Here is a 20,399-nt window from a genome sequence, read left to right on the forward strand (position 1 = left end):
AGTCCTAACAACTTATTAATACCTCTTTTATTATTTTATCTTTATCACCATGATAAGACCCGCTCTACCTCACCAGCTCTGATAATTTGAAGTCGCTGTTTCTCCGTTTGGATCACTAACTCACCATTATTTGTAATATCTTGAACGTACCCCGTCAAAATTTTCTCTTCATTCAATCGGACAACAATCTTCTTTGATATTAATAAGGAAGCTTCGCGATATTCTGCCATAAATGCTTTTTGACGATAGACTGGTAATAAGCAATCAAATTCTAATAGGATTTGACTAATCAATTGATTACGAGTAATCGGGCTTGTATTAGGTAACAAGACGCCAGCTTTTTCTACTAACTGCTTCAATTGACCATCGTTTTTAAAGTCAATACCAATACCAATGACAATACCGTGATTCGGGATTGACTCTGCTAAAATACCAACCACCTTTCGTCCTTCATAATAGATATCATTAACCCATTTAATCTGCGTTTCAATCTGACAAATTGTTCGAATGGCACGCATAACCGCCACTGCGCTCAAGGGGGTTAGCAATGACGCGTCTTCATTCAATGGTATGTTAGGTAAAAGAAGACTCATATAAATTCCTGTTTGTTGTGGTGAATAAAATTGACGCTTTAAACGGCCATACCCTGCTGATTGTTGATTAGCAATAATTACTTCTGGCATAGCAGACCTATTCAATAAATACTGTTTAGCCCTCTGATTAGTTGACGTCACAAGGTCGTGAATTTCAAGTCTTTTAGTCTTGGTTAAGCCTTGATTAATAAGATCAGCGTCTAATTGATCTATTAGCATACACATCCCCCTCTTTCAGTCTACCAATCACCAAATTTCGTATCTTGAAGCTGTTGTAACAATTTTTGATACTCCTGACTTGTACTTAGCCCTGAATTAAAGGTTTGATCTTGCAAATTATTAAATTTCTCGGCAAGATAATAGGCTGTTAAATAAATCGTCAATTTTCGTTTAACAATTGCTTCTGGATCAAGTTCATCGGACACACGATGCGAATTAACAATCATTTTAGCGAATTCTTTTTGATCTAACTTTAAATTATCATCTGATGCTTGAGTTGTCATACGATAACCTCCGTTTTTTATGGTTTACATTTAGAATATCACAACCAATTCATAAAGAAATTAAATGTTGTTTTTTTATTGTTCTTTTTACAAAAAAGACCGTCAATCAACGGATAAATTGTTGATTGACGGTCTCAAAAGTTAATTGTGCTTAAACGCACTTCTATTTCTTATGTTTTTTATTCAAAATCTTATCGAACAAATTGCTGTCTTGTGGGTTAACTGAGTCACCACTAGCTACTGCAAATGCTTTTAAGGCATCTCTTTGTTTACTGTTTAAGGTCTTTGGTGTCACCACGTTGACTGTCACGTTTTGATCACCGTTACCTGTGCCGTGAAGTTTAGGCGCACCCTTACCACGTAGCCGGAAAACAGTATTCGTTTGTGTCCCAGCAGGAATCTTCAATTTAACTGGACCGTGGACCGTGTTAACTTCGATTTCATCCCCTAAGGCAGCTTGAACAAATGTGATTGGCACTTCAACAAAAATCTGAGCACCGTCACGTTCGAATTCATCACTAGGTGCAACGCGGAAGACGATAAATAGATCCCCATAAGGACCACCATTTGAACCGGCTTCACCTTGACCTTGAAGGCGCATTTGTTGTCCGTCTTCAACCCCAGCAGGTACTTTCACCTTAACGGTGTGCCGTTCTTCTTCGCGACCTGTCCCATGACAAGTATCACATTTTGACTTAATTTCCTTACCAGTTCCACCACAGACATCACATGTTTCGCGTGACATCATGCGACCAAGTGGTGTTTGACGTTCCACTTGAATTTGACCAGCACCGTGACATTTATGACACGTTTCAGGACTTGTCCCAGGTTTAGCACCTGAGCCATGACAGGTATGACATTCAGCTTCACGGCTATAAGAAATTTTCGTTTCCTTACCAAAGATAGCTTCTTCAAACTTCAAGTCCATTCGATATTGTAAGTCAGAACCTTGACGTGGGCCGTTAGGTTGTTGACGAGCGCCGCCACCAAAGAATGAACTGAAGATATCGTCGAAACCACCGAAGCCTTCAGCGCCACCGCCAAAGCCACCAAAGCCTTGACCAGCACCAGCGCCGCCACCAAAACCACCATTCATGCCCGCATGACCATATTGATCATAGGCTGCTCGTTTTTGCGGATCACTTAATGCCTCGTAGGCTTCAGTAACTTCTTTAAATTTTGCTTCTGCATCAGGTGCTTTATTGATATCTGGATGATATTTTTTAGAAAGTTTACGATAGGCTTTTTTAATCTCATCGTCAGAAGCGTCGCGTCCGACACCTAAGACGTCGTAATAATCTCTTTTTTCAGCCATTGTGGGCCTCCATTCATTTACTTACGGGTTAAATCTACCCTAACAAGAATAGCATAACTGACTGATTAAAAAAAGCCAAAGCCCTAGACCATACTAGGTTTTGGCTTTTTTTATCGTTCTTATTCTTTGTCGTCTTTAACTTCTTCGAAGTCGCCGTCAACAGTACCATCATCAGTCTTAGCATCAGTTGCGTTACCTTCAGCGCCACCTGCAGCTTGTTGTGCTTCTTGGGCTTGTTGATATAACTTAACTGTCAATTCTTGAACAATTTCACTTAACGCATCGCGTTTGGTCTTCATATCTTCAAGATTGTTTTCTTGTTGTGCTTTAACTAATTCTTCTTTAGCATCTTTTGCTTTTTGTAATTCTTCGTCAGAAACTTTACCTTCAAGTTCTTTCAAAGTCTTATCTGTTTGGAAGATTAATTGATCAACATCGTTCTTCAAATCAACTTCTTCTTTACGTTTTGCATCTGCTTCTTCGTTTTCTTGTGCTTCTTTCATCATACGATCGATTTCTTCGTCTGATAAACCAGAATTACTCTTGATAGTGATTTTTTGTTCTTTGTTTGTGCCAAGGTCTTTAGCAGAAACGTTAACAATTCCGTTCTTATCAATATCAAATTTAACTTCGATTTGTGGCACACCACGAGGTGCAGCAGGAATATCTGTTAATTGGAAACGACCTAAAGTCTTGTTGTCAGCAGCCATTGGACGTTCACCTTGTAAGACATGAATGTCTACGGCAGGTTGATTGTCAGCAGCAGTTGAGAATGTTTGGGCCTTGCTTGTTGGAATAGTTGTATTCCGGTCGATTAACTTCGTGAAGACACCGCCCATTGTTTCAATCCCTAATGATAATGGTGTCACGTCAAGTAAAACAACGTCTTTAACGTCACCTGAGATAACGCCACCTTGAACAGCAGCACCAAGTGCAACGGCTTCGTCAGGGTTGATTGAGTGATCAGGTTCTTTGCCAGTCCAGTTCTTAACAGCTTCTTGAACCGCAGGAATCCGTGTTGAACCACCGTTTAAGATAACTTTGTCGATTTCGTTTGCATCTAAGCCAGCATCTTTCAAAGCATTCATCACTGGTGCTTTTGTACGGTCAACTAAGTCTGATGTTAAACGATCAAATTCAGTCCGTGATAATGTCATTTCTAAATGTAAAGGACCATTTTCGCCAGCTGAGATAAATGGCAAGCTGATTTGTGTACTTGTCACACCTGATAAATCTTTCTTAGCCTTTTCAGCAGCATCTTTTAGACGTTGCATAGCCATCTTGTCTTTTGATAAGTCGATACCATTGTCTGATTTGAAGTTTTCAACTAACCAGTTCATGATAGCTTCATCAAAATCGTCCCCACCTAAACGGGTATCACCATTTGTTGATAATACTTGGAAGACACCGTCGCCTAATTCAAGAACAGAAACGTCAAAAGTACCACCACCAAGGTCATAAACTAAGACTTTTTCGTCTGTTTCTGTCTTGTCCAAACCGTAAGCTAAAGCTGAAGCTGTTGGTTCGTTGATAATCCGTTTAACATCTAAACCGGCAATCTTACCAGCATCTTTTGTTGCTTGTCTTTGTGAATCGTTGAAGTAAGCAGGTACGGTGATAACCGCTTCTGTCACTTCTTCACCAAGATAATCTTCAGCGAATTTCTTGATGTATTGTAAGATCATTGCTGAAACTTCTTGTGGTGTGTATGACTTGTCGCCAACAGTTACTTTGTAACCTGCTTCGCCAATGTGACGTTTGATTGATGCGATTGTATCTGGGTTAGTGATTGCTTGACGTTTAGCAACTTCACCAACTTGGATTTCACCATTTTTGAATGATACAACAGATGGTGTTGTCCGAGCGCCTTCTGGATTTGTAATAATTTTGGGTTGTCCGCCTTCTAATACGGCAACAGCTGAGTTTGTTGTTCCTAAATCAATACCGATTACTTTACTCATTGAAAATACCCTCTTTTTTTAATTTTTTAACTTTTATTATTGTGCAACGACAACCATTGCTGGTCGTAAAACGCGGTCCTTCAAATAATAGCCTTTTTGGAAGACTTGAACCACGGTGTCAGCTTTTTGATCACCATCAACCGCAACCGTTTGAACGGCTTGATGAATGGTCGGATCAAAAGGTTGACCTTGCGCCTCAATTTCTTTAACCCCATGATCTTCTAAAGCATGTTTCATATGATCATATGTCATTTGAACACCTTTTTTAAGGCTTTCAGCACTTTCATCAGTGGCTTCAGTTGCCAACGCACGTTCTAGATTATCTAAAACGGGTAAGACATCTTTGGCTAATGATTGGCCATCATATTTTAACAAGTTAGCTTGTTCTTTTTGATTGCGCATTTGAATGTTCTTAATTTCAGCTTGTGAACGTAAGAAACTATCTTCCATGGCATCGTATTTCTTTTGAAGTTCAGCCAGCTTATCATCTGCTTCAGGTGCTTTTGTCTCAGGTGTTTCTTCGACTTCATCAGCTTCCATGACTGGTTCAAATGGTGTTTCTTTTTTAGGCGTTTCTTCTACAGTTTCTTCAGTTGGCTTCTCTTGGTTTTCAGCCTTTTCTTGCTTTGTCAAACAAACACGCTCCTTTTAAGATTGATTATCATCAAAATCTGCATAATAATCAATTAGTTTCTTCGCTAATTCTTCGCGGAATAAATCGAGTAACCCGATCATGCGCGAATATGGCATGCTAGTGGGACCTAATAAAGCAATCAATCCTTGGCCGTGTTCACCAACATCATAATTAACAGTCATTAAACTGTAATTCTTCAATAAATCATTGGTCATTTCATCGCCCAAACGAACCTGAACTTGGCTATTGGCCTCACCCGGTGATAACTCTAGCAACTTGGCTAGATCGTCCGATTGATTAATGATGTTGTAGATTGACTTCAACTGTGATACATCCGTCAACTCTGAGAAGTTTAATAAATTCGACTGGCCCCCCACATATAACCGTTCCTGTGAGGCTTGTTTTAAGACATCATCGAAGATGTTTAAAAAGCCACCCGGCGAGCCCATGTATTGCATTAGCAATGCCGGTACCTCTGTTTTCAACTTCTGACTAACAACGGTTAGCGGTAATCCGATTAGATGATCATTCACAACTCGAATCGCTTTTTCAAGTTCGTCACCCGAAATACCATTGGGAATTGTGAAAACCTGATTATCAACCGTTCCGGCACTTGTCACGATAATCGCCATTACCTGATGATTACCAAGTGGTACAAGTCGGAAACCTGTCAACCGAATCTCTGCCATCTCCGGCCCTAACGTAATTGCTGTATAGCTCGTTAGATTTGAAAGAATATTGGCAGATTGTGAAACAATTTCGTCAATCTTATGATAATGGCGTCCAAACGATTGTTGCACAGTCGCAACATCCATTGGATTTAAGACAGCGGGCTGAATGAGATGATCTAAATAGTAACGATAACCCTTCATAGAAGGGACCCGTCCAGAAGACGAATGCGTCTTCTCTATTAAACCGACATTCTCAAGATCAGCCATATCATTCCGGATTGTCGCGGAACTAACGTGCATTGGTAATTCAGACATTAGCTTCTTAGAACCCACCGGCTGACCACTCTCGGTAAAAAGACGAATAATTTCTTTCAAAATCATTAATTGCCTTTCGGTCAGCATGTTATCACCTCTTTTTAGCACTTGATTATTACGAGTGCTAATTACAAGTATTAATATAGCAAGAACGTCAAATAAAGTCAAGAATTGAACTGTAATTTTCACAGATTTAATGAAAATGGGACTTAAGACTGAGTAAGGTACTAGACTAACGAACATAAAAAAAGCCAGTCTCGATATGTCGAGACTAGCTTTTTAAACTTAATTATTGATGAATACCTTGTTATGCTAGTGTGCGGAACATAACCGGTTTGAACGCACTCATTTAATAGCTGTCTAACAAGAATTCCTGGAAGACTTCGTTGCCTAGGAACTTTCCTGATTCAGTTAGTCTTAGCCAGTCGCCTTCTTGTTTTAGGTACCCTTTTTCAATCTGATTGGCGACCGTTTCGCCGTAGATATTCTGTAGCGGATATCTAAATTTTTCTTCAAAATGCTTAATTGAGACCCCTTGCATCGTCCGCAGACCTAAGAAGAGTTCTTCTTCCATTTGTTCGGTCAAAGGAAGCACGTGACGTTCAATCACTGGCACTTTATGTGCTTGCAGTGGTTCTAGGTATTGTTGGATTGGGCCGAAATTGTGATAGCGGTCCTTACCTAAATAACCATAAGCACCGGCCCCAAAGCCGAAATACTTTTCATTCCGCCAATAGGTTAAGTTGTGCGCTGATTGGTAGCCTGGTTTGGCAAAATTACTAATTTCGTATTGTTCTAAACCAGCTTGTTGGAAACTATCAATCGCATTTTGGTACATGTGGGCTTCAACATCTTGTGATGGCAAGCGTAACTTACCTTGACGCATCAAATTATAGAAAATAGTCTTCTTTTCTAAGATCAATGAATAAGTTGAATAATGTGGCAAATCAAGGTCGATTGCCTGTTTCAAGCTATCCATAAAATCTGCCTCGCTTTGTTGCGGTAGTCGGAAAATCAAATCAATACTGATATTTTCGAAACCGACTTGCCGCGCATTAGCGATGGCCCGATAAACGTCAGCACTGCGATGAATTCGCCCAATCTTTTTAAGAATGTCATCATTAAAAGATTGCACGCCAATACTCAAGCGATTGACGCCGTTGTCTTTTAGCACCTGTAATTTAGCGGTATCTTGTAAATCATTGGGGTTGGCCTCAAATGTAAACTCGCCGCCCTCATAAGGTAAGTACTGATGAATGCCGTCCAACAAGCGCTGGAGTTGGGCTGGTGAAAGTGTTGTTGGTGTCCCGCCGCCGACATAAATCGTTTCAATTTTTTCGTCTGGGTATTCCGCCATTACCAATTGAAATTCGCGAATTAACATGTCAACATACTCATCAACCGGTTGCCCTTCAATGAAGACCTTGTTGAAGTCGCAGTAATAACAAATATGTTCGCAAAACGGAATATGAATATATGCGCCTGCCATTAATGTTGACCCTCTAATTTCTCAAAATAAGTCCGGGTATCAGCTTCATCTTGGTGAAGTTGGTCGATCAACGCTTCCGCTGAATCAAACTTCACTTCACCTCTCAGGTATTGATACCACTCAACTTTAACTTGTTCCCCATAAATATCCGCGCTAAAGTCGAGTAAGTTAATCTCGACTGTCACGGGATTATTGGCATGGAACGTCACGTTCCGGCCAATTGACGCCATTCCCCAGTACCATTGACCACGGACCAACAAACGAACCGCATAAATCCCAATACCTGGTAAACGTTCCGGTTTTTGACTTTCAATATTAGCCGTTGGAAAGCCGAGTTCTCGGCCCCGCGCTTCACCATGGACAACTTCCCCAGTCGTTTGGTAAACATAACCTAACAACTCGTTAGCGGCTGCTACTTGGCCTTGGTCTAAATCTTCACGAATCAAAGTTGAGCCAATCTTATGCCCTTGGTAGTCATGTTCCGCCACCGTCACGATTTCAAAGCGGTCTCTGGCATACGTGCTAAGCGTCTGCATATTTGCGATGTCTTTTTTACCATAAGTGTAATCAAACCCCGCAACCACCGTTTTCGCGTGGAGGGCCACTAAATATTGATCGACGAAATCTTGGGGTGCCAACTTCGCAAAGCCGTCATTAAAATGGACGACATATAAAATATCGACACCTAAATCAGCCATTAATTCTTGCTTGCGTTCAACTGTTGATAAATAACGGAAATCAGCTTGATTAACGTTCCGATAAACAATCGCGGGATGAATATCGAAAGTCATCACTGCCAATGGTCGGTTCTGTTGCACCGCCAATTCTTTAGCCGTCTTAATCACTGCTTGGTGTGCCCGGTGGACACCATCAAAAAAGCCGAGTGCTAAAACAATTTCTTCGGCTGGTACTTGTTCTTTTGAATAGGGATGAATTAATTCAATCACACGCATTTTTTTCACCTAGTTTTTTTAATGAGTCCCTTGGTTTTGTAAATACATTTTATATGGTCGATAGAGATGTTGTTTCGCGTTAGCCACTTGGTACAAGGCCTTGATGTGCCCCTCGTAAGTTAAGGCTAAGATCTCTTCTGTTTGTTCTGGGAACGTTAAGAAGACACCGTTTAAAATTTTGGCCCATTGATCATCATCAAGCGCAATCTTGACGTTTTCTTCAAAAACATGATCTAATGGAATCAAAATATCCGCTAATTGACCGTTATCAGCAGCTTCAGCTAGTTGTGCCAAGGTAACGCAACTGCCAATTTGAATGCCACCACTCTTAAGCCGCGTTAAATCAGACATGACTGCCGGTAAGCCTAACTTACGGCCAAAATCAACAGCTAAGGTCCGAATATAAGTCCCTTTTGAACAGCCCGCAATAAAGCGGAATGTTTGGCGACCCGTTTTTGCATCGAATTCTGGTTCGCCTTGCAAGTCAAATTGCGTAATTGTAATTTTGCGTTGTGGGCGTTCCACAGGATCGCCGGCCCGTGCATAATCGTATAGACGGCGCCCGTTAACCTTTACGGCTGAGAACATCGGTGGAATCTGGATTGAATCCCCTAGAAAACTGGCCAGTGTTTCTTTAATTTTTTCAGTTGAAATTGGTTCAGCTAATTGTTGTTCTTCAACGACTTCACCATCTAAATCTTCGGTGGTCGTTGATAGGCCCAACGTAATTTCACCAGTATAAACTTTACCAGAGTGCACCAATTGGTCCACTACCTTGGTTGCTTGGCCAATACAGATTGGCAAAACACCATCTACATTGGGATCAAGCGTTCCAGAATGCCCCACTTTTTTCATATGAAGAATCCGTCGTACTTTAAAAACGCAATCGTTGCTAGTCATGCCGCGCTCTTTATATAAGGGTATAATGCCGTCCATAAGTAATCTCCTTTTAACTATTAACTAAACCATTATAGCATAGAGTGCTAACCCGCACGGGATTTGCTTTATGATGCGCCTCAATTTATCGTTAACAGACAAAAAGCCGGGACAATTATTAAATTGTCTCGGCGTTTACTTTGAAAAGATGAGTTCTTGATTTTGAAGCTGACTGTCGATTCGGGCACTTTTTAATGCGATCGCATAAATAATTTCTTTTTCCTTTTCTTCTTTAGATAAACTCGCTGCATAACCAGGCACCTGTTTTTGATAGGCGGCCGCCACATCATCAAAGCGATACTGCGTGCGGTATACCTTGAGGCGATTGCTGGTAATCCTTAGCCCCTCACTCGTGGGTAGCGTATAAATTGCAGCTCGGCCTAGATCCAGTTCACTCACTTTCGGTGCTTCCGGGTCCGTTCCAAAATACCAAATATTGGGCACATCATTGAGCGTGACAAAACTAATCTGCCGACTAGAGGGCTGTCCCTGTTCGTCTGCCGTACTTAGTATAATTGTATTAAACTGCTTAACATATTTACGGAACGCACTTAAATTATTCTGATACAACTCGGGACTAGTCGTTTGACTGTCAATATAAGCAATCGCATCATCAATCGTCTCTAAAGTCGGATTAGCTTCAAGATAATAAAGAATCTGGGGAATAATCTGTGATATTTCTCGTTGATGGTAATAAAATTGCAACCACCGATTAGAAGCTGATAGCGCATCTGTATAACGCTTATCCAACTGTCTGCGATAACGGTGCACAATATTTTTTAATGGCCGATACTTAATCAATTTTTGAAAGACTGCTAAACTCACCAGGAACATGACAATGGCAACTAAAATATTAATTTTAACAATTCCCACCATTGGCCAGCCTTCATACTGCATCAAGCAATCATATAATATCACTAAAAAAACGGTCAGCACTGCCGCACATATAATCACTAAGCGGCGTTTAAAAACCCGCCGTTTATGGGTCATCGCTTCAATTATTTTTTGCCGTTCTTTCATGGTGCGTTCGCGGGCAATCATTTCATCAATCACAACTTGGTCTGCTTCAGAAATCATCGTCATCCTCCTCAAACGCATCAAAGCGCTGGCGTAATTCATAAGTCCCGACATCCGCAAAATCAGAAATAATGATATTTTGTCGCTGTTTGCGCATGCTTGCTGCGCCATATTTAGCAGTATACATCTCTTCAGCCCAGGCTAAACGCTGTTGTAGCCGCTGTTCATCAAACGTTTTAATAACGCCCTTTCTAATCCGCCGTTGCTTCACTTTATTCATTAAATAAAGACTGATAAAAAAGACCGAAAAGGCGATGATATAGAGTAAGAAAAAATAATTCGTTCTTTGCAATAATTGTTTAAAAGCGGCCCGATTGATGGGGATCATTGTTTCACGGGTTAGATAGAGGCCTAAAGTGGTCGCCGTGGGAATGAGACACATCAACCAGCCAATACCAATTAGTACTAGTTGACGCAAACGATGACCAGTTTTTTTAGCTGTAAAAAACCAATCAATCGTAATGTGATCTTCACTTAATTGATGGCGAATATAATCTGGTTTACTCATCTGAATCCCCTCCTTCTCGTTTTCCGGTTGCTTCGGTCGAACGTTTCGGTGATTTCCAAACCCCAGCATCTTTGCCCCTGATAATTTGGCGAATCGTTGGGACAATCTCGACCGCTACGGTATACGTATTAACCATCCAATAAATCAAAATATACCAAGGCGCAAAAGCAATATACTTCAACGAGCGACCCCCATCATTAAAATAGGAGGCTTGTACCAACTGAATTAAGCCCACCAAGATCTCAATCGTGATAAAAATTGCTGAAAAAGACAGATTTGAGAGCAATTGTTGCCAATCATGATTAATCAGATAGCCAAACTGAAGGACGATAAAAGTGATGACACTTATCCAATAGAATAACGACCAAATGATACTCAATCCATAATCGATAATGATTGGAACCATCGAGAAATGTTTAATCGGATGGCGTAAAATACCAAACGATTTCGTTAAGAGGACGTAAATCCCACCAGAGGTCCATCGCCGTCGTTGTTTCACGAGTTCTGGTAGTGTTTCTGGCACATCCATAAAAAAACGAATATGCGGTGCAAAATAGGCTTGCCACCCTGCAGTTTGCATATCCCATGAAATTGCAATATCTTCAGTCGGTTGTTCCGCTTGCCAACCACCAACATCAATTACCGCCGATTTGCGATACATCGTATTAGCCCCAGAAAAGGCAAACAAGCCGCCATAAGAAAGCTGCGAACGTTTAATGAGCCCAATGATTGAATTGAGTTCATTTTGTTGGGCTTCTGCCACCAAAGTTGTCTTATTGATCGACAGCATATTGCCAGTCACAGCACCTAATTGCGCCCCACCTTCACGCTCGAAATAGTACATATACTTCCATAAAGCATCAACTTCTGGTTTGGAATCGGCATCGTTGGACAAAATAAATTCGCCTTTAGCAAATCCCAAAGCACTATTGAAACCAGCTGCTTTGCCACGATTATTAATAATTGTGAGGGTTCGTAACCGTTGCCCATATTTTGCTTGTAATGCTTCTAAAATAATGCCGGTTCTATCTGTTGACCCATCGTTGACGACAATGATTTCATATTGATCGGTTGGATAATTCATTTGGGTTGCTAAATGATCAATCGTGGCTTCAATCGAAGCTTCTTCATTATGCGCCGGCACTAAAATCGTGATGAATGGTGTTCCCTTTTTAAGATAGCGTGGTTGATCATCCTTTTCCATTAATAACCAATAATATAAGCTAGAAACAATGAACGATAATCCCCCAATAATCGGATACGAAACGAGGGTATAGATCAGTATTTGGGTGAAATAGTCGATCAATATCATATATTAGGCCTCATTTCAGATTATATTTTATTCGCTAACAATGCATTCAAATGCTTTCACTAACTTTCCTCGATAAGTCATAATATGATACTAATAGCGTTTTAAAATAACTGCCAGTAACAATAGTTGTCTATAACATAATAGTAATATGGTACAAATAGCCGTGTCAATTTAAGGGATTATGGTTGCCATATGGTCATCAAAACAAAAAAAGAGCACCGACGAATTTCGTCGGTGCTCTTGCTCACAGCCTAACGCTGTGCTTCATCTTGATGTAACTTACGCAATAATTCGTCGATATGTTCACCATAACGAACTGAACCATCTTGTTCAAAGGTAATTTCTGGAATTTTGTATAACTTAATTCGTTGGCCAAGTTCGCTACGAATCAAGCCTTTAGCTTTATCCAAACCTTTTTGTGCTTTTTCAGCATCACTGGCTAGATTAGACAAGATACTGTAATAAACCTTCACGTGTTGTAAGTCACCACTCAGATTAATATCTGTAATCGTGACCCCTTCAACTCGGGGATCACGTACACGTTTTAATAAAATATCATTAACTTCACGTTGAATTTCTTGTTCAACACGACCGACACGATGTTTCATCTGTAGTCCTCCTGTAAATTAATTATTTAACAGGTACTTCTTCCATCACGTAGGCTTCAATTTGATCATCAATCTTGATATCATTGTAATCTTCGATTGTCACACCACATTCAAAGCCGGTTTTAACTTCTTTAACGTCATCTTTGAAACGTTTCAAGCTTGAAAGTTTACCTTCATAAATCACGATGCTATCACGAATCAAGCGGACACCACTATCACGTTGGATAACACCAGTATCAACGATACAACCGGCAATTGTCCCGATCTTAGAAACATTGTATGTTTCACGAACAGTTAATTGACCTGTTACTTTTTCTTCGTAAACTGGTTCTAACATACCCTTCATAGCAGCTTCGATTTCTTCGATTGCCTTGTAGATGATTCGGTGTAAACGAATATCAACTTGTTCGGCATCAGCTTGGATCTTAGCTTGTGGTGTCGGACGAACGTTGAAACCGATAATGATAGCGTTACTTGCAGCAGCTAATGTGACATCACTTTCGTTAATCGCACCAACGGCTTCATGAATAATATTCACGCGAACGCCTTCGACTTCAATCTTCCGTAAACTACCAGCCAAGGCTTCTGTTGAACCTTGAACGTCGGCTTTGATAATAACGCCAACTTCTTTTAATTCACCTTGTTTCATTGTTTCGAACAAGTTATCTAATGTGACAGGGTTTGAACGGCTACGTTCCTTCAAGAGGGCCCGTTTAGCACGTTCTTCACCAGCAGCACGCGCTGTTTTTTCGTCTTCAAAGACAACGAAACGATCAGCTGCTTGTGGCACATCATTTAACCCAGTAATTTCAACTGGTTCTGATGGGAAGACTTCTTTAACACGACGGCCGCGATCATTTGTCATGACACGGACACGACCAAAGGTATTCCCAACAACGATTGGATCACCGATCCGTAATGTCCCTTGTTGTACTAATAATGAGGCAACAGGTCCCTTACCTTTATCAAGGCGGGCTTCAATAACTGTCCCAACCGCTTTTTGATCACGGTTAGCCTTCAATTCAAGCACGTCGGCTTCAAGAAGCACCATTTCAAGCAATTCATCAATGTTTTCACCAGTTTTAGCTGAGATCTTAACAAAGATTGTATCGCCACCCCAGTCTTCAGGAACAAGACCGTAACCCATTAATTGTTCCATTACGTGGTCAGGGTTAGCACCTGGTTTATCGATTTTATTAACCGCAACGATAATTGGGGCTTTAGCCGCCTTCGCATGGTTAATGGCTTCGATTGTTTGTGGCATCACACCATCATCAGCAGCGACAACTAAGATGATGATATCAGTAATATCAGCACCACGTGCCCGCATGTTAGTGAAGGCCGCATGTCCTGGTGTATCTAAGAATGTGATTAAACGATCGTTTAACTTGGTTTGGTAAGCACCGATATGTTGGGTAATCCCACCGGCTTCACCATCAGTAACGTGACTGTTACGAAGGTTATCCAATAATGTTGTCTTACCATGATCAACGTGACCCATGATTGTAACAACTGGTGGGCGGCTCACAAGGTTCGCATCACTCTTAGCTTCTGTTTCAAAGACTGAATCAATATCAGCGATATCCACTTCAACTTTTTGTTCTGCTTCAATACCGTAATCAGTTGCTAATAATTCGATCGTATCCTTATCAAGTGATTGGTTCATGTTAACCATAATCCCTAACATGAATAACTTCTTGATAATTTCAGCTGGTTCACGATGAATCTTCTTAGCGATGTCTGCAACGTTCATACCTTCAGAATAAACTAATACTTCTGGTAATGGCCGTTCTTTACGTTGTGGCATTTCTTTCTTAGCTGCATTTTGTTCAGCTAATTGTTGCTTACGTGTCTTCTTACGTTTCTTATTGAAACGTTGTTGACTATTGCCATAGCTGTTGTAGCCGCCGCCACGTTTTTTATCTGGGCCAAAGTTCTTTGGCTTGCTTGCTGTATTGTTTGATGCTGGTTTAGAAGCACTAACAGTATTAGCTTGCATTTTTTGTTGCATTTCTTGTGCCGAAACTGGCCGTGATGGTGTCGTTGCTGGACGACTGTTCGTTGGTCGGTTATTCGTCGTATTAGGACGTGCACTGTTGTTATTGTTTGGACGGCTGCTACCTAATGGGCGACCATCTTTTGTAACGGTTGGTCGTGGACTGTTAGTCGTTGGACGGGCACCGTTGGTTGGTTTGCCGTTTGATGGGCGGTTGTTTGAAGCATTGTTTCTTGTGGGCCGTGGACGACTTGCTTGTTCACGACGCTTCTTTTCGTCTGCTTCACGTTGTTCACGTTGTTTTTGAATCCGTTCTTGGGTTCTTTGACGACGTGCATTAGCCTGTGAAATTTGTTCTTGTAAGCTCATCGGATGATTAGCGCTTGTTGAACGATTTTGGCTATTGTTATTTGGCCGACTATTTGTGTTAGGGCGGCTGTTATTTGGACGCGCGCTATTGTTGTTAGGACGCACATTGTTTGTCCGGTTTTGACCATTGCTTGCTTGACCGTTACGGTTAGCATTAGCTTGTGGGCGGTTATTTGAATGTTGTGTTGGTTTTTTGTCGGCTTCTGGGCGGCGACGGATAGCAGTTTTACTAATCTTGATCTTACCACTTTCTGATTTTTCGCTCGCTTTAGGTGCGGCAGGTGTTGCTGGTTTACTTGCAGCTGGTGTTGCTTTTGTTTGGAAAGCAGCCCGCAATGTTTTTTCTTGATTATCATCAATTGTTGCCATGTGATTCTTGAGATCATAGCCTTTTTTGTTGGCAGTCTCTAAAATGTCTTTGCTAGCAACATTAATTTCTTTAGCTAATTCATAGATACGTTTTTTACCCATATCTTCACGCTCCTTTATTATCCCAGTAGCGTTATCATCTTTTTGGCAAACCCAGCGTCGACAACCGCTATGGTGGCTCTATGTAATCCAATTGCTTGGGTTAGTTGGGCCGCGGTGTAGGCCTTTGTTTCTGGGATTTTGTAGAAATGACTCTTATCAGTCAATTTCTTCTGCGTCAGTGGGCTGATATCCTGGCCGATAAAAACCAATTTAGCTTTTGACTGCTGAATGGCTTTTAGGACCTGTTCTTCACCACTGACCAGTTGCCTTGCTCTCATACAAATGCCTAAGAGTTGCAATAAACGGTCTGGTTGTTCACTCATTTTCGTTCTCCAAATAGTTCTTGACGGGCATTTTGATGGTCAACATACTCGAACAATTCTGTGTAAAAGTCTGCTGAAACATCAATGCCAAAAGTCTTTTCTAAGATTTTCTTAGCTTGCGCGGTCTTAATCGCATCTGGTTCTAATGAAACATAGGCACCGCGACCAGATTTCTTACCGGTCGGATCGATACTAATTTCACCTTCAGCGGTTTTAACAATTCGCACCATTTCTTTTTTAGGCTTCATTTCTTGTGAAATAACGTCTTTTCTCATTGGTACTTTTCTTTGTTTCATCATGAACACCTCACTTATTCTTGTGGTTGTTCTTCAGAATCAACAACAGTTTCTGCTGGTTGTTCAATGTCTTCAGCAACTTCTGCCGTTTCAGGGGCTACTGCAACTGTTTCTTCAGTAGTCTCTGGTGTGATTGTTTCTTCTTCGAACCCTTCAACCACGGCTGATTCATCTTCACTATCATCGCCATCGACAAATTCGACTTCTGATTCAGGTTTGATGTCAATCTTGTAACCTGTTAACTTAGCAGCTAAACGGGCATTTTGACCTTTTTTACCGATTGCCAATGACAATTGATAATCAGGGACGATTACCGTACATGTATGTTCGTTGCCATCGTTAAATTGAACAGCAATGACTTCGGCTGGGTTCAAGGCATTGGCGATGTAGTCTGAAGGATCTTCTTCCCACTTCACAATATCCATGTTTTCGCCGTGTAATTCATTAACGACTAATTGAACCCGTTGCCCCTTAGGACCAACACATGTTCCGACTGGATCCACGTTAGGGTCGGTTGAACGAACGGCCATCTTAGTCCGGTCACCAGCTTCTCTTGCAATTGACACAATTTCAACTGTGCCGTCATAAATTTCTGGCACTTCTTGTTCAAATAAACGTTTTACCAAATCAGGGTGTGTCCGACTAACAAAGACTTGCGGGCCTTTAGTTGTGTTTTCCACTTTAGAAACATAAACCTTGATCCGGTCATGTGCGTTATACACTTCGTTAGGGATTTGATCTTGCTTACTTAAAACAGCTTCGATCTTACCTAAGTTGACGTAGATAAACTTGTTATCGCGACGTTCAACAATCCCTTGCATAATTTCGTTTTCGTATTGGCTGTATTCGTTGTAAATGATACTTCTTTCAGCTTCGCGAACCCGTTGCATAATAACTTGCTTAGCAGTTTGGGCGGCAATCCGACCAAAATCCTTAGGTGTCACTTCAAAACGAATTGTATCGCCAACTTCATATGCTTTGTTGATTTCTAAAGCATCTTGATAGCTAACTTCCAAACGTGAATCGAAAACTTCATCAGTCACTTCCTTGACAGCATAAACGTGGATGTTACCCTTCTTTTGATCGAATTCAACTTCCACATTTTGAGCTTGACCGTAGTTTCGTTTATAAGCCGAAACAAGCGCTGCTTCAAGTGCTTCAATGACGATTTCTTTCTTAACACCTTTTTCTTGTTCTAGCGCATCTAGGGCGCCTAACATTTCCTTGCTCATGTAACTAGCCTACCTTTACTAAAATTCAATTGCTAAGCGAGCTTTGGCAATTTCCTTGCGATTAAATGTCACTTCTTTTTGACGCGTTTTAATTTTAATGGCTAATGTTAAGGTCTCTTGATCAAGCGCCTTTAATATTCCTTGATAAATCTTCTCGCCATCAACGGCTTGATATAACGAGATATGAATGTATTCGCCAAGTGCATTTTGAAAATCGGCTTCCTTCTTCAAAGGACGCTCTGCACCAGGTGATGAAACATCTAAGAAATAAGCCTGCGGAATTGGATCCGGGTCGATTGAATCCAGTTTCTCACTTAACGCATCGTTAACTAAGGCACAATCTTCAAGGTCAATGCCGTTTGGTTTATCAATGAAGACACGTAGATACCAGCTACTACCTTCTTTAACAAATTCAACGTCGACTAGCTCAAAATGGTGTTGATCTAGTATCGGCACGAGTAGATCATGAACTGTTTCCACAACGGTACTCAAATGATTCCCTCCAATTCATTTATATATTCAGATTAGACATGCTCCAATAAAAAGAGTGAGCATTTCTGCTCACTCGCTCTGAAGTATCTAATTACTGATAACAATATAACATAATTTTCATGAAAATACAAGGTGATGACTTTACCACTACCACGCACTCTATAGATAGTTTAAGCTGGACATTGAAATATATTGCGCACCAACTTTCAGCGTTAAAATTATCAGCCTCAATTCACCAGTCACTTAATTTTTCTGCAAGTGATATTTATAAAGTTATTCTTTAGGTGCTGGATATTTCTCCGCATTCTTCACTAATTTCTTAGCAATGATATCATCAATATCGAGGTTCAAATTGTCAGCCATCATATAGCTATAAATTAACACATCGGCTAATTCTTCTTTTACCCGTTCAATATCTTGAACGCCTTCTTCTGCTGTCTTCCATTGGAATAGTTCCAATAATTCAGAAGCTTCTAGTGAGATTGATAATGCCAAATCTTTTTCATTATGGAATGGGCGCCAATGACGTGCATCCCGAAATTGGTTAATCTTTGTCATACTACTTTCTGTCATTTAATACCGCTCCTTTTTTTAAAGCCGCTCTTAATTCATCATCTACAGCATATAGATATAGTCCGTTTACGCCACGTGATAGTAGCACGTTTAGTTCATTCCTCAACATTTCTTCTGAAACGTCAACTTTAGAACCATCTTTTAAAGACCGACGCTGTTTTGCTTTGTTATTCTCACTTGCCGCTTTATCAAACACAATCCGACCATTTCGATATTTAACTGATGGGCCAATAATGACACCGGCATAATTTAAATCAAACCCTTGAATCGTAAAGGTCGAACCAACCTCACCAATCGTTTGTGGTTGCTCAGCCCAAGCTAATTTTTTATTCTGCTTTTTCTGTACTTTATCTACTGGTAATTGTAAATTCCATGGCAGCTGCCAATCACCAATTTTAACGTACCAAGGATGGTCACCGTCTTTTTTACCATTGACGTATTTCCAATCAAATGTCGCTAAAAGACGTGAAATACCAAAATTCTCATCTCGTGCCTTATCTTCAATTGCCTTTTGTAATACTGCCGGTGAATCAAAAAGTTTAATTTCATAATTTTTCTCATCATTTTGTGGCAGTGGTTTAACTATCTGTTCATCAATTAGACTACGAATCCAAGCGATTGTTTCTCTACCAGCATTAATTCGTAACTGATTTTTTAAACTAATTAAATTTCCTTGCTTTTCGACATCTGCTAATAAACTATCAAGCTGGTCAGGTTCCCAATATTGTTCCCGTGATAGTATTTGCTTTTTATCAAAGACGGCAACCACCACCCGTGCACGTTTTAATAAATCATTCAGTTGATTTTGCCCCGTATATGATTGCTTACCTTGCGTTAATAATAAGTGAGCTTCATCAACAATAACAACATCGACAGGATTATCTTCGGAGTAGCGATTAATAAATCGTGTTGGCTTCAGGACCGTTTCTTGTTTTCCCAGTTTGAAAATTTCTAACTTCTGCGCAATTTCTTCATAAACCTTTAACTGCTGATCATGGTTAACTAACAAGAATTGACTTGTATTTCTTAGGATAGGATTTTCAGATTCATCCTTCGCTAACTGATTCAACTCATAAAATAAACTACTCATCAGAACTGTTTTCCCAGAACCAGCATCTCCTTCAACCACAATCAACTGACCTTTATTTGTTTTGCTCGTTAAATTAGCTTCAATGGTTGCCATAATTCTGTCTTTTGCATCTAACTGCTCATCAGTCAATTTATGAAACGGCGATGCTTTAAATAACGCCGAATCCCTGATCGTTCTCTCTAATGGAAAAAGACGTTTATCAAACTTTCTTAGCTTACGCCAAATTTTAGAAAAGATTTTTTCCATTTCATCATGAGAGTAATATAGATTTTGCTGATTAGTACGTCGATTATTAACCTTTTTCACAACGTCAACACTGGCCATATATTGCATCATTTTATTTTCAATATCTAGTGTCATCGATTTATTAAAATGTTCGTGACCGATGATATACATCTCTGAGGTTTTAGAATCAGCTAATTCGCGCCAATCTGCTCTTTCTTTCGAGTCAACACTAATATGTTCAATTGTCCGCCGCTTAATATCACTCGTTTCACCGACATAAACAGAATAATTCAACTGTTTGTCAGCATCTTTGACAATGTAAACAGTTGGATAACTCAAAATGTACTTCTTATCCTCTTCCTCAATGATATCTTGGTCGATAATTTCTTTTTCGTAATTCATTTCATATATGATTGGTTTCAAATGTGGCATCTTGTACCCCCAGGTGTTCAACTTA

20 protein-coding genes are annotated in these 20,399 nt (G+C 40.4%); all 20 read right to left on the reverse strand.

From position 1 onward, the window contains the following. Nucleotides 1-44: 44 nt before the first annotated feature. The 20 genes from C0213_06885 to C0213_06980 all read right to left on the reverse strand — a co-directional run bounded on the left by C0213_06885 (nucleotide 45) and on the right by C0213_06980 (nucleotide 20,374). A complete protein-coding gene (locus C0213_06885) occupies nucleotides 45-818 on the reverse strand; it encodes a biotin--[acetyl-CoA-carboxylase] ligase (GenBank protein AUX12152.1) in 774 nt (257 codons plus the stop codon). Between the two features lie 14 nt (nucleotides 819-832). Then, complete coding sequence (locus C0213_06890; GenBank protein AUX12153.1) at nucleotides 833-1,096, reverse strand: hypothetical protein; 264 nt, start codon at nucleotides 1,094-1,096, stop codon at nucleotides 833-835. Nucleotides 1,097-1,259: 163 nt separating this feature from the next. Next, entirely contained in the window at nucleotides 1,260-2,411 is a 1,152-nt protein-coding gene (locus C0213_06895; protein AUX12154.1) for a molecular chaperone DnaJ, read from the reverse strand. A 119-nt stretch (nucleotides 2,412-2,530) separates the two neighbouring features. Beyond that, on the reverse strand, nucleotides 2,531-4,372 hold the full coding sequence (locus tag C0213_06900) for a molecular chaperone DnaK (GenBank protein AUX12155.1): 1,842 nt from the start codon (nucleotides 4,370-4,372) through the stop codon (nucleotides 2,531-2,533). Between the two features lie 36 nt (nucleotides 4,373-4,408). Further along, nucleotides 4,409-5,005: a nucleotide exchange factor GrpE gene (locus tag C0213_06905; protein ID AUX12156.1), complete on the reverse strand. Its 597-nt coding sequence runs from the start codon at nucleotides 5,003-5,005 to the stop codon at nucleotides 4,409-4,411. Between the two features lie 15 nt (nucleotides 5,006-5,020). Next, a complete protein-coding gene (locus C0213_06910) occupies nucleotides 5,021-6,079 on the reverse strand; it encodes a heat-inducible transcriptional repressor HrcA (GenBank protein ID AUX12157.1) in 1,059 nt (352 codons plus the stop codon). Nucleotides 6,080-6,341: 262 nt separating this feature from the next. Beyond that, entirely contained in the window at nucleotides 6,342-7,481 is a 1,140-nt protein-coding gene (locus C0213_06915; protein ID AUX12158.1) for a coproporphyrinogen III oxidase, read from the reverse strand. Continuing rightward, nucleotides 7,481-8,434, reverse strand: coding sequence for a riboflavin biosynthesis protein RibF (gene ribF / locus C0213_06920; protein AUX12159.1), 954 nt, complete (start codon nucleotides 8,432-8,434; stop codon nucleotides 7,481-7,483). The genes C0213_06915 and ribF overlap by 1 nt, the downstream gene beginning before the upstream one ends. Before the next feature lie 18 nt (nucleotides 8,435-8,452). Further along, nucleotides 8,453-9,370, reverse strand: coding sequence for a tRNA pseudouridine(55) synthase TruB (locus tag C0213_06925; GenBank protein AUX12160.1), 918 nt, complete (start codon nucleotides 9,368-9,370; stop codon nucleotides 8,453-8,455). Nucleotides 9,371-9,505: 135 nt separating this feature from the next. Then, nucleotides 9,506-10,246, reverse strand: a complete 741-nt coding sequence (locus C0213_06930) for a hypothetical protein (protein ID AUX12824.1) — start codon at nucleotides 10,244-10,246, stop codon at nucleotides 9,506-9,508. Between the two features lie 190 nt (nucleotides 10,247-10,436). Then, complete coding sequence (locus C0213_06935) at nucleotides 10,437-10,955, reverse strand: hypothetical protein (GenBank protein ID AUX12161.1); 519 nt, start codon at nucleotides 10,953-10,955, stop codon at nucleotides 10,437-10,439. Continuing rightward, a complete protein-coding gene (locus tag C0213_06940; GenBank protein ID AUX12162.1) occupies nucleotides 10,948-12,267 on the reverse strand; it encodes a glycosyl transferase in 1,320 nt (439 codons plus the stop codon). Before C0213_06940 ends, C0213_06935 begins: the two co-directional genes overlap by 8 nt. A gap of 251 nt (nucleotides 12,268-12,518) precedes the next feature. Continuing rightward, entirely contained in the window at nucleotides 12,519-12,875 is a 357-nt protein-coding gene (locus C0213_06945) for a 30S ribosome-binding factor RbfA (GenBank protein AUX12163.1), read from the reverse strand. Nucleotides 12,876-12,897: 22 nt separating this feature from the next. After that, nucleotides 12,898-15,711: a translation initiation factor IF-2 gene (locus C0213_06950; GenBank protein AUX12164.1), complete on the reverse strand. Its 2,814-nt coding sequence runs from the start codon at nucleotides 15,709-15,711 to the stop codon at nucleotides 12,898-12,900. Nucleotides 15,712-15,728: 17 nt separating this feature from the next. Then, nucleotides 15,729-16,034 (reverse strand): hypothetical protein, encoded by a 306-nt coding sequence (locus C0213_06955; GenBank protein AUX12165.1) that lies wholly within the window; start codon nucleotides 16,032-16,034, stop codon nucleotides 15,729-15,731. Further along, nucleotides 16,031-16,333 carry a DUF448 domain-containing protein gene (locus C0213_06960; protein AUX12166.1) on the reverse strand — a complete coding sequence of 101 codons (303 nt, stop codon included), beginning with the start codon at nucleotides 16,331-16,333 and terminating at the stop codon, nucleotides 16,031-16,033. Before C0213_06960 ends, C0213_06955 begins: the two co-directional genes overlap by 4 nt. 11 nt (nucleotides 16,334-16,344) lie before the next feature. Beyond that, complete coding sequence (locus tag C0213_06965) at nucleotides 16,345-17,562, reverse strand: transcription termination/antitermination protein NusA (protein AUX12167.1); 1,218 nt, start codon at nucleotides 17,560-17,562, stop codon at nucleotides 16,345-16,347. Nucleotides 17,563-17,580: 18 nt separating this feature from the next. Continuing rightward, on the reverse strand, nucleotides 17,581-18,054 hold the full coding sequence (locus C0213_06970) for a ribosome maturation factor RimP (protein ID AUX12168.1): 474 nt from the start codon (nucleotides 18,052-18,054) through the stop codon (nucleotides 17,581-17,583). Nucleotides 18,055-18,327: 273 nt separating this feature from the next. Further along, nucleotides 18,328-18,627 carry a nucleotide pyrophosphohydrolase gene (locus tag C0213_06975; GenBank protein AUX12169.1) on the reverse strand — a complete coding sequence of 100 codons (300 nt, stop codon included), beginning with the start codon at nucleotides 18,625-18,627 and terminating at the stop codon, nucleotides 18,328-18,330. Continuing rightward, complete coding sequence (locus C0213_06980; GenBank protein AUX12170.1) at nucleotides 18,614-20,374, reverse strand: ATP-dependent exonuclease; 1,761 nt, start codon at nucleotides 20,372-20,374, stop codon at nucleotides 18,614-18,616. The genes C0213_06975 and C0213_06980 overlap by 14 nt, the downstream gene beginning before the upstream one ends. Between the last annotated feature and the right edge of the window lie 25 nt (nucleotides 20,375-20,399).

The organism is Latilactobacillus sakei (genome assembly GCA_002953655.1).
GTDB classification, from domain to species: domain Bacteria; phylum Bacillota; class Bacilli; order Lactobacillales; family Lactobacillaceae; genus Latilactobacillus; species Latilactobacillus sakei_A.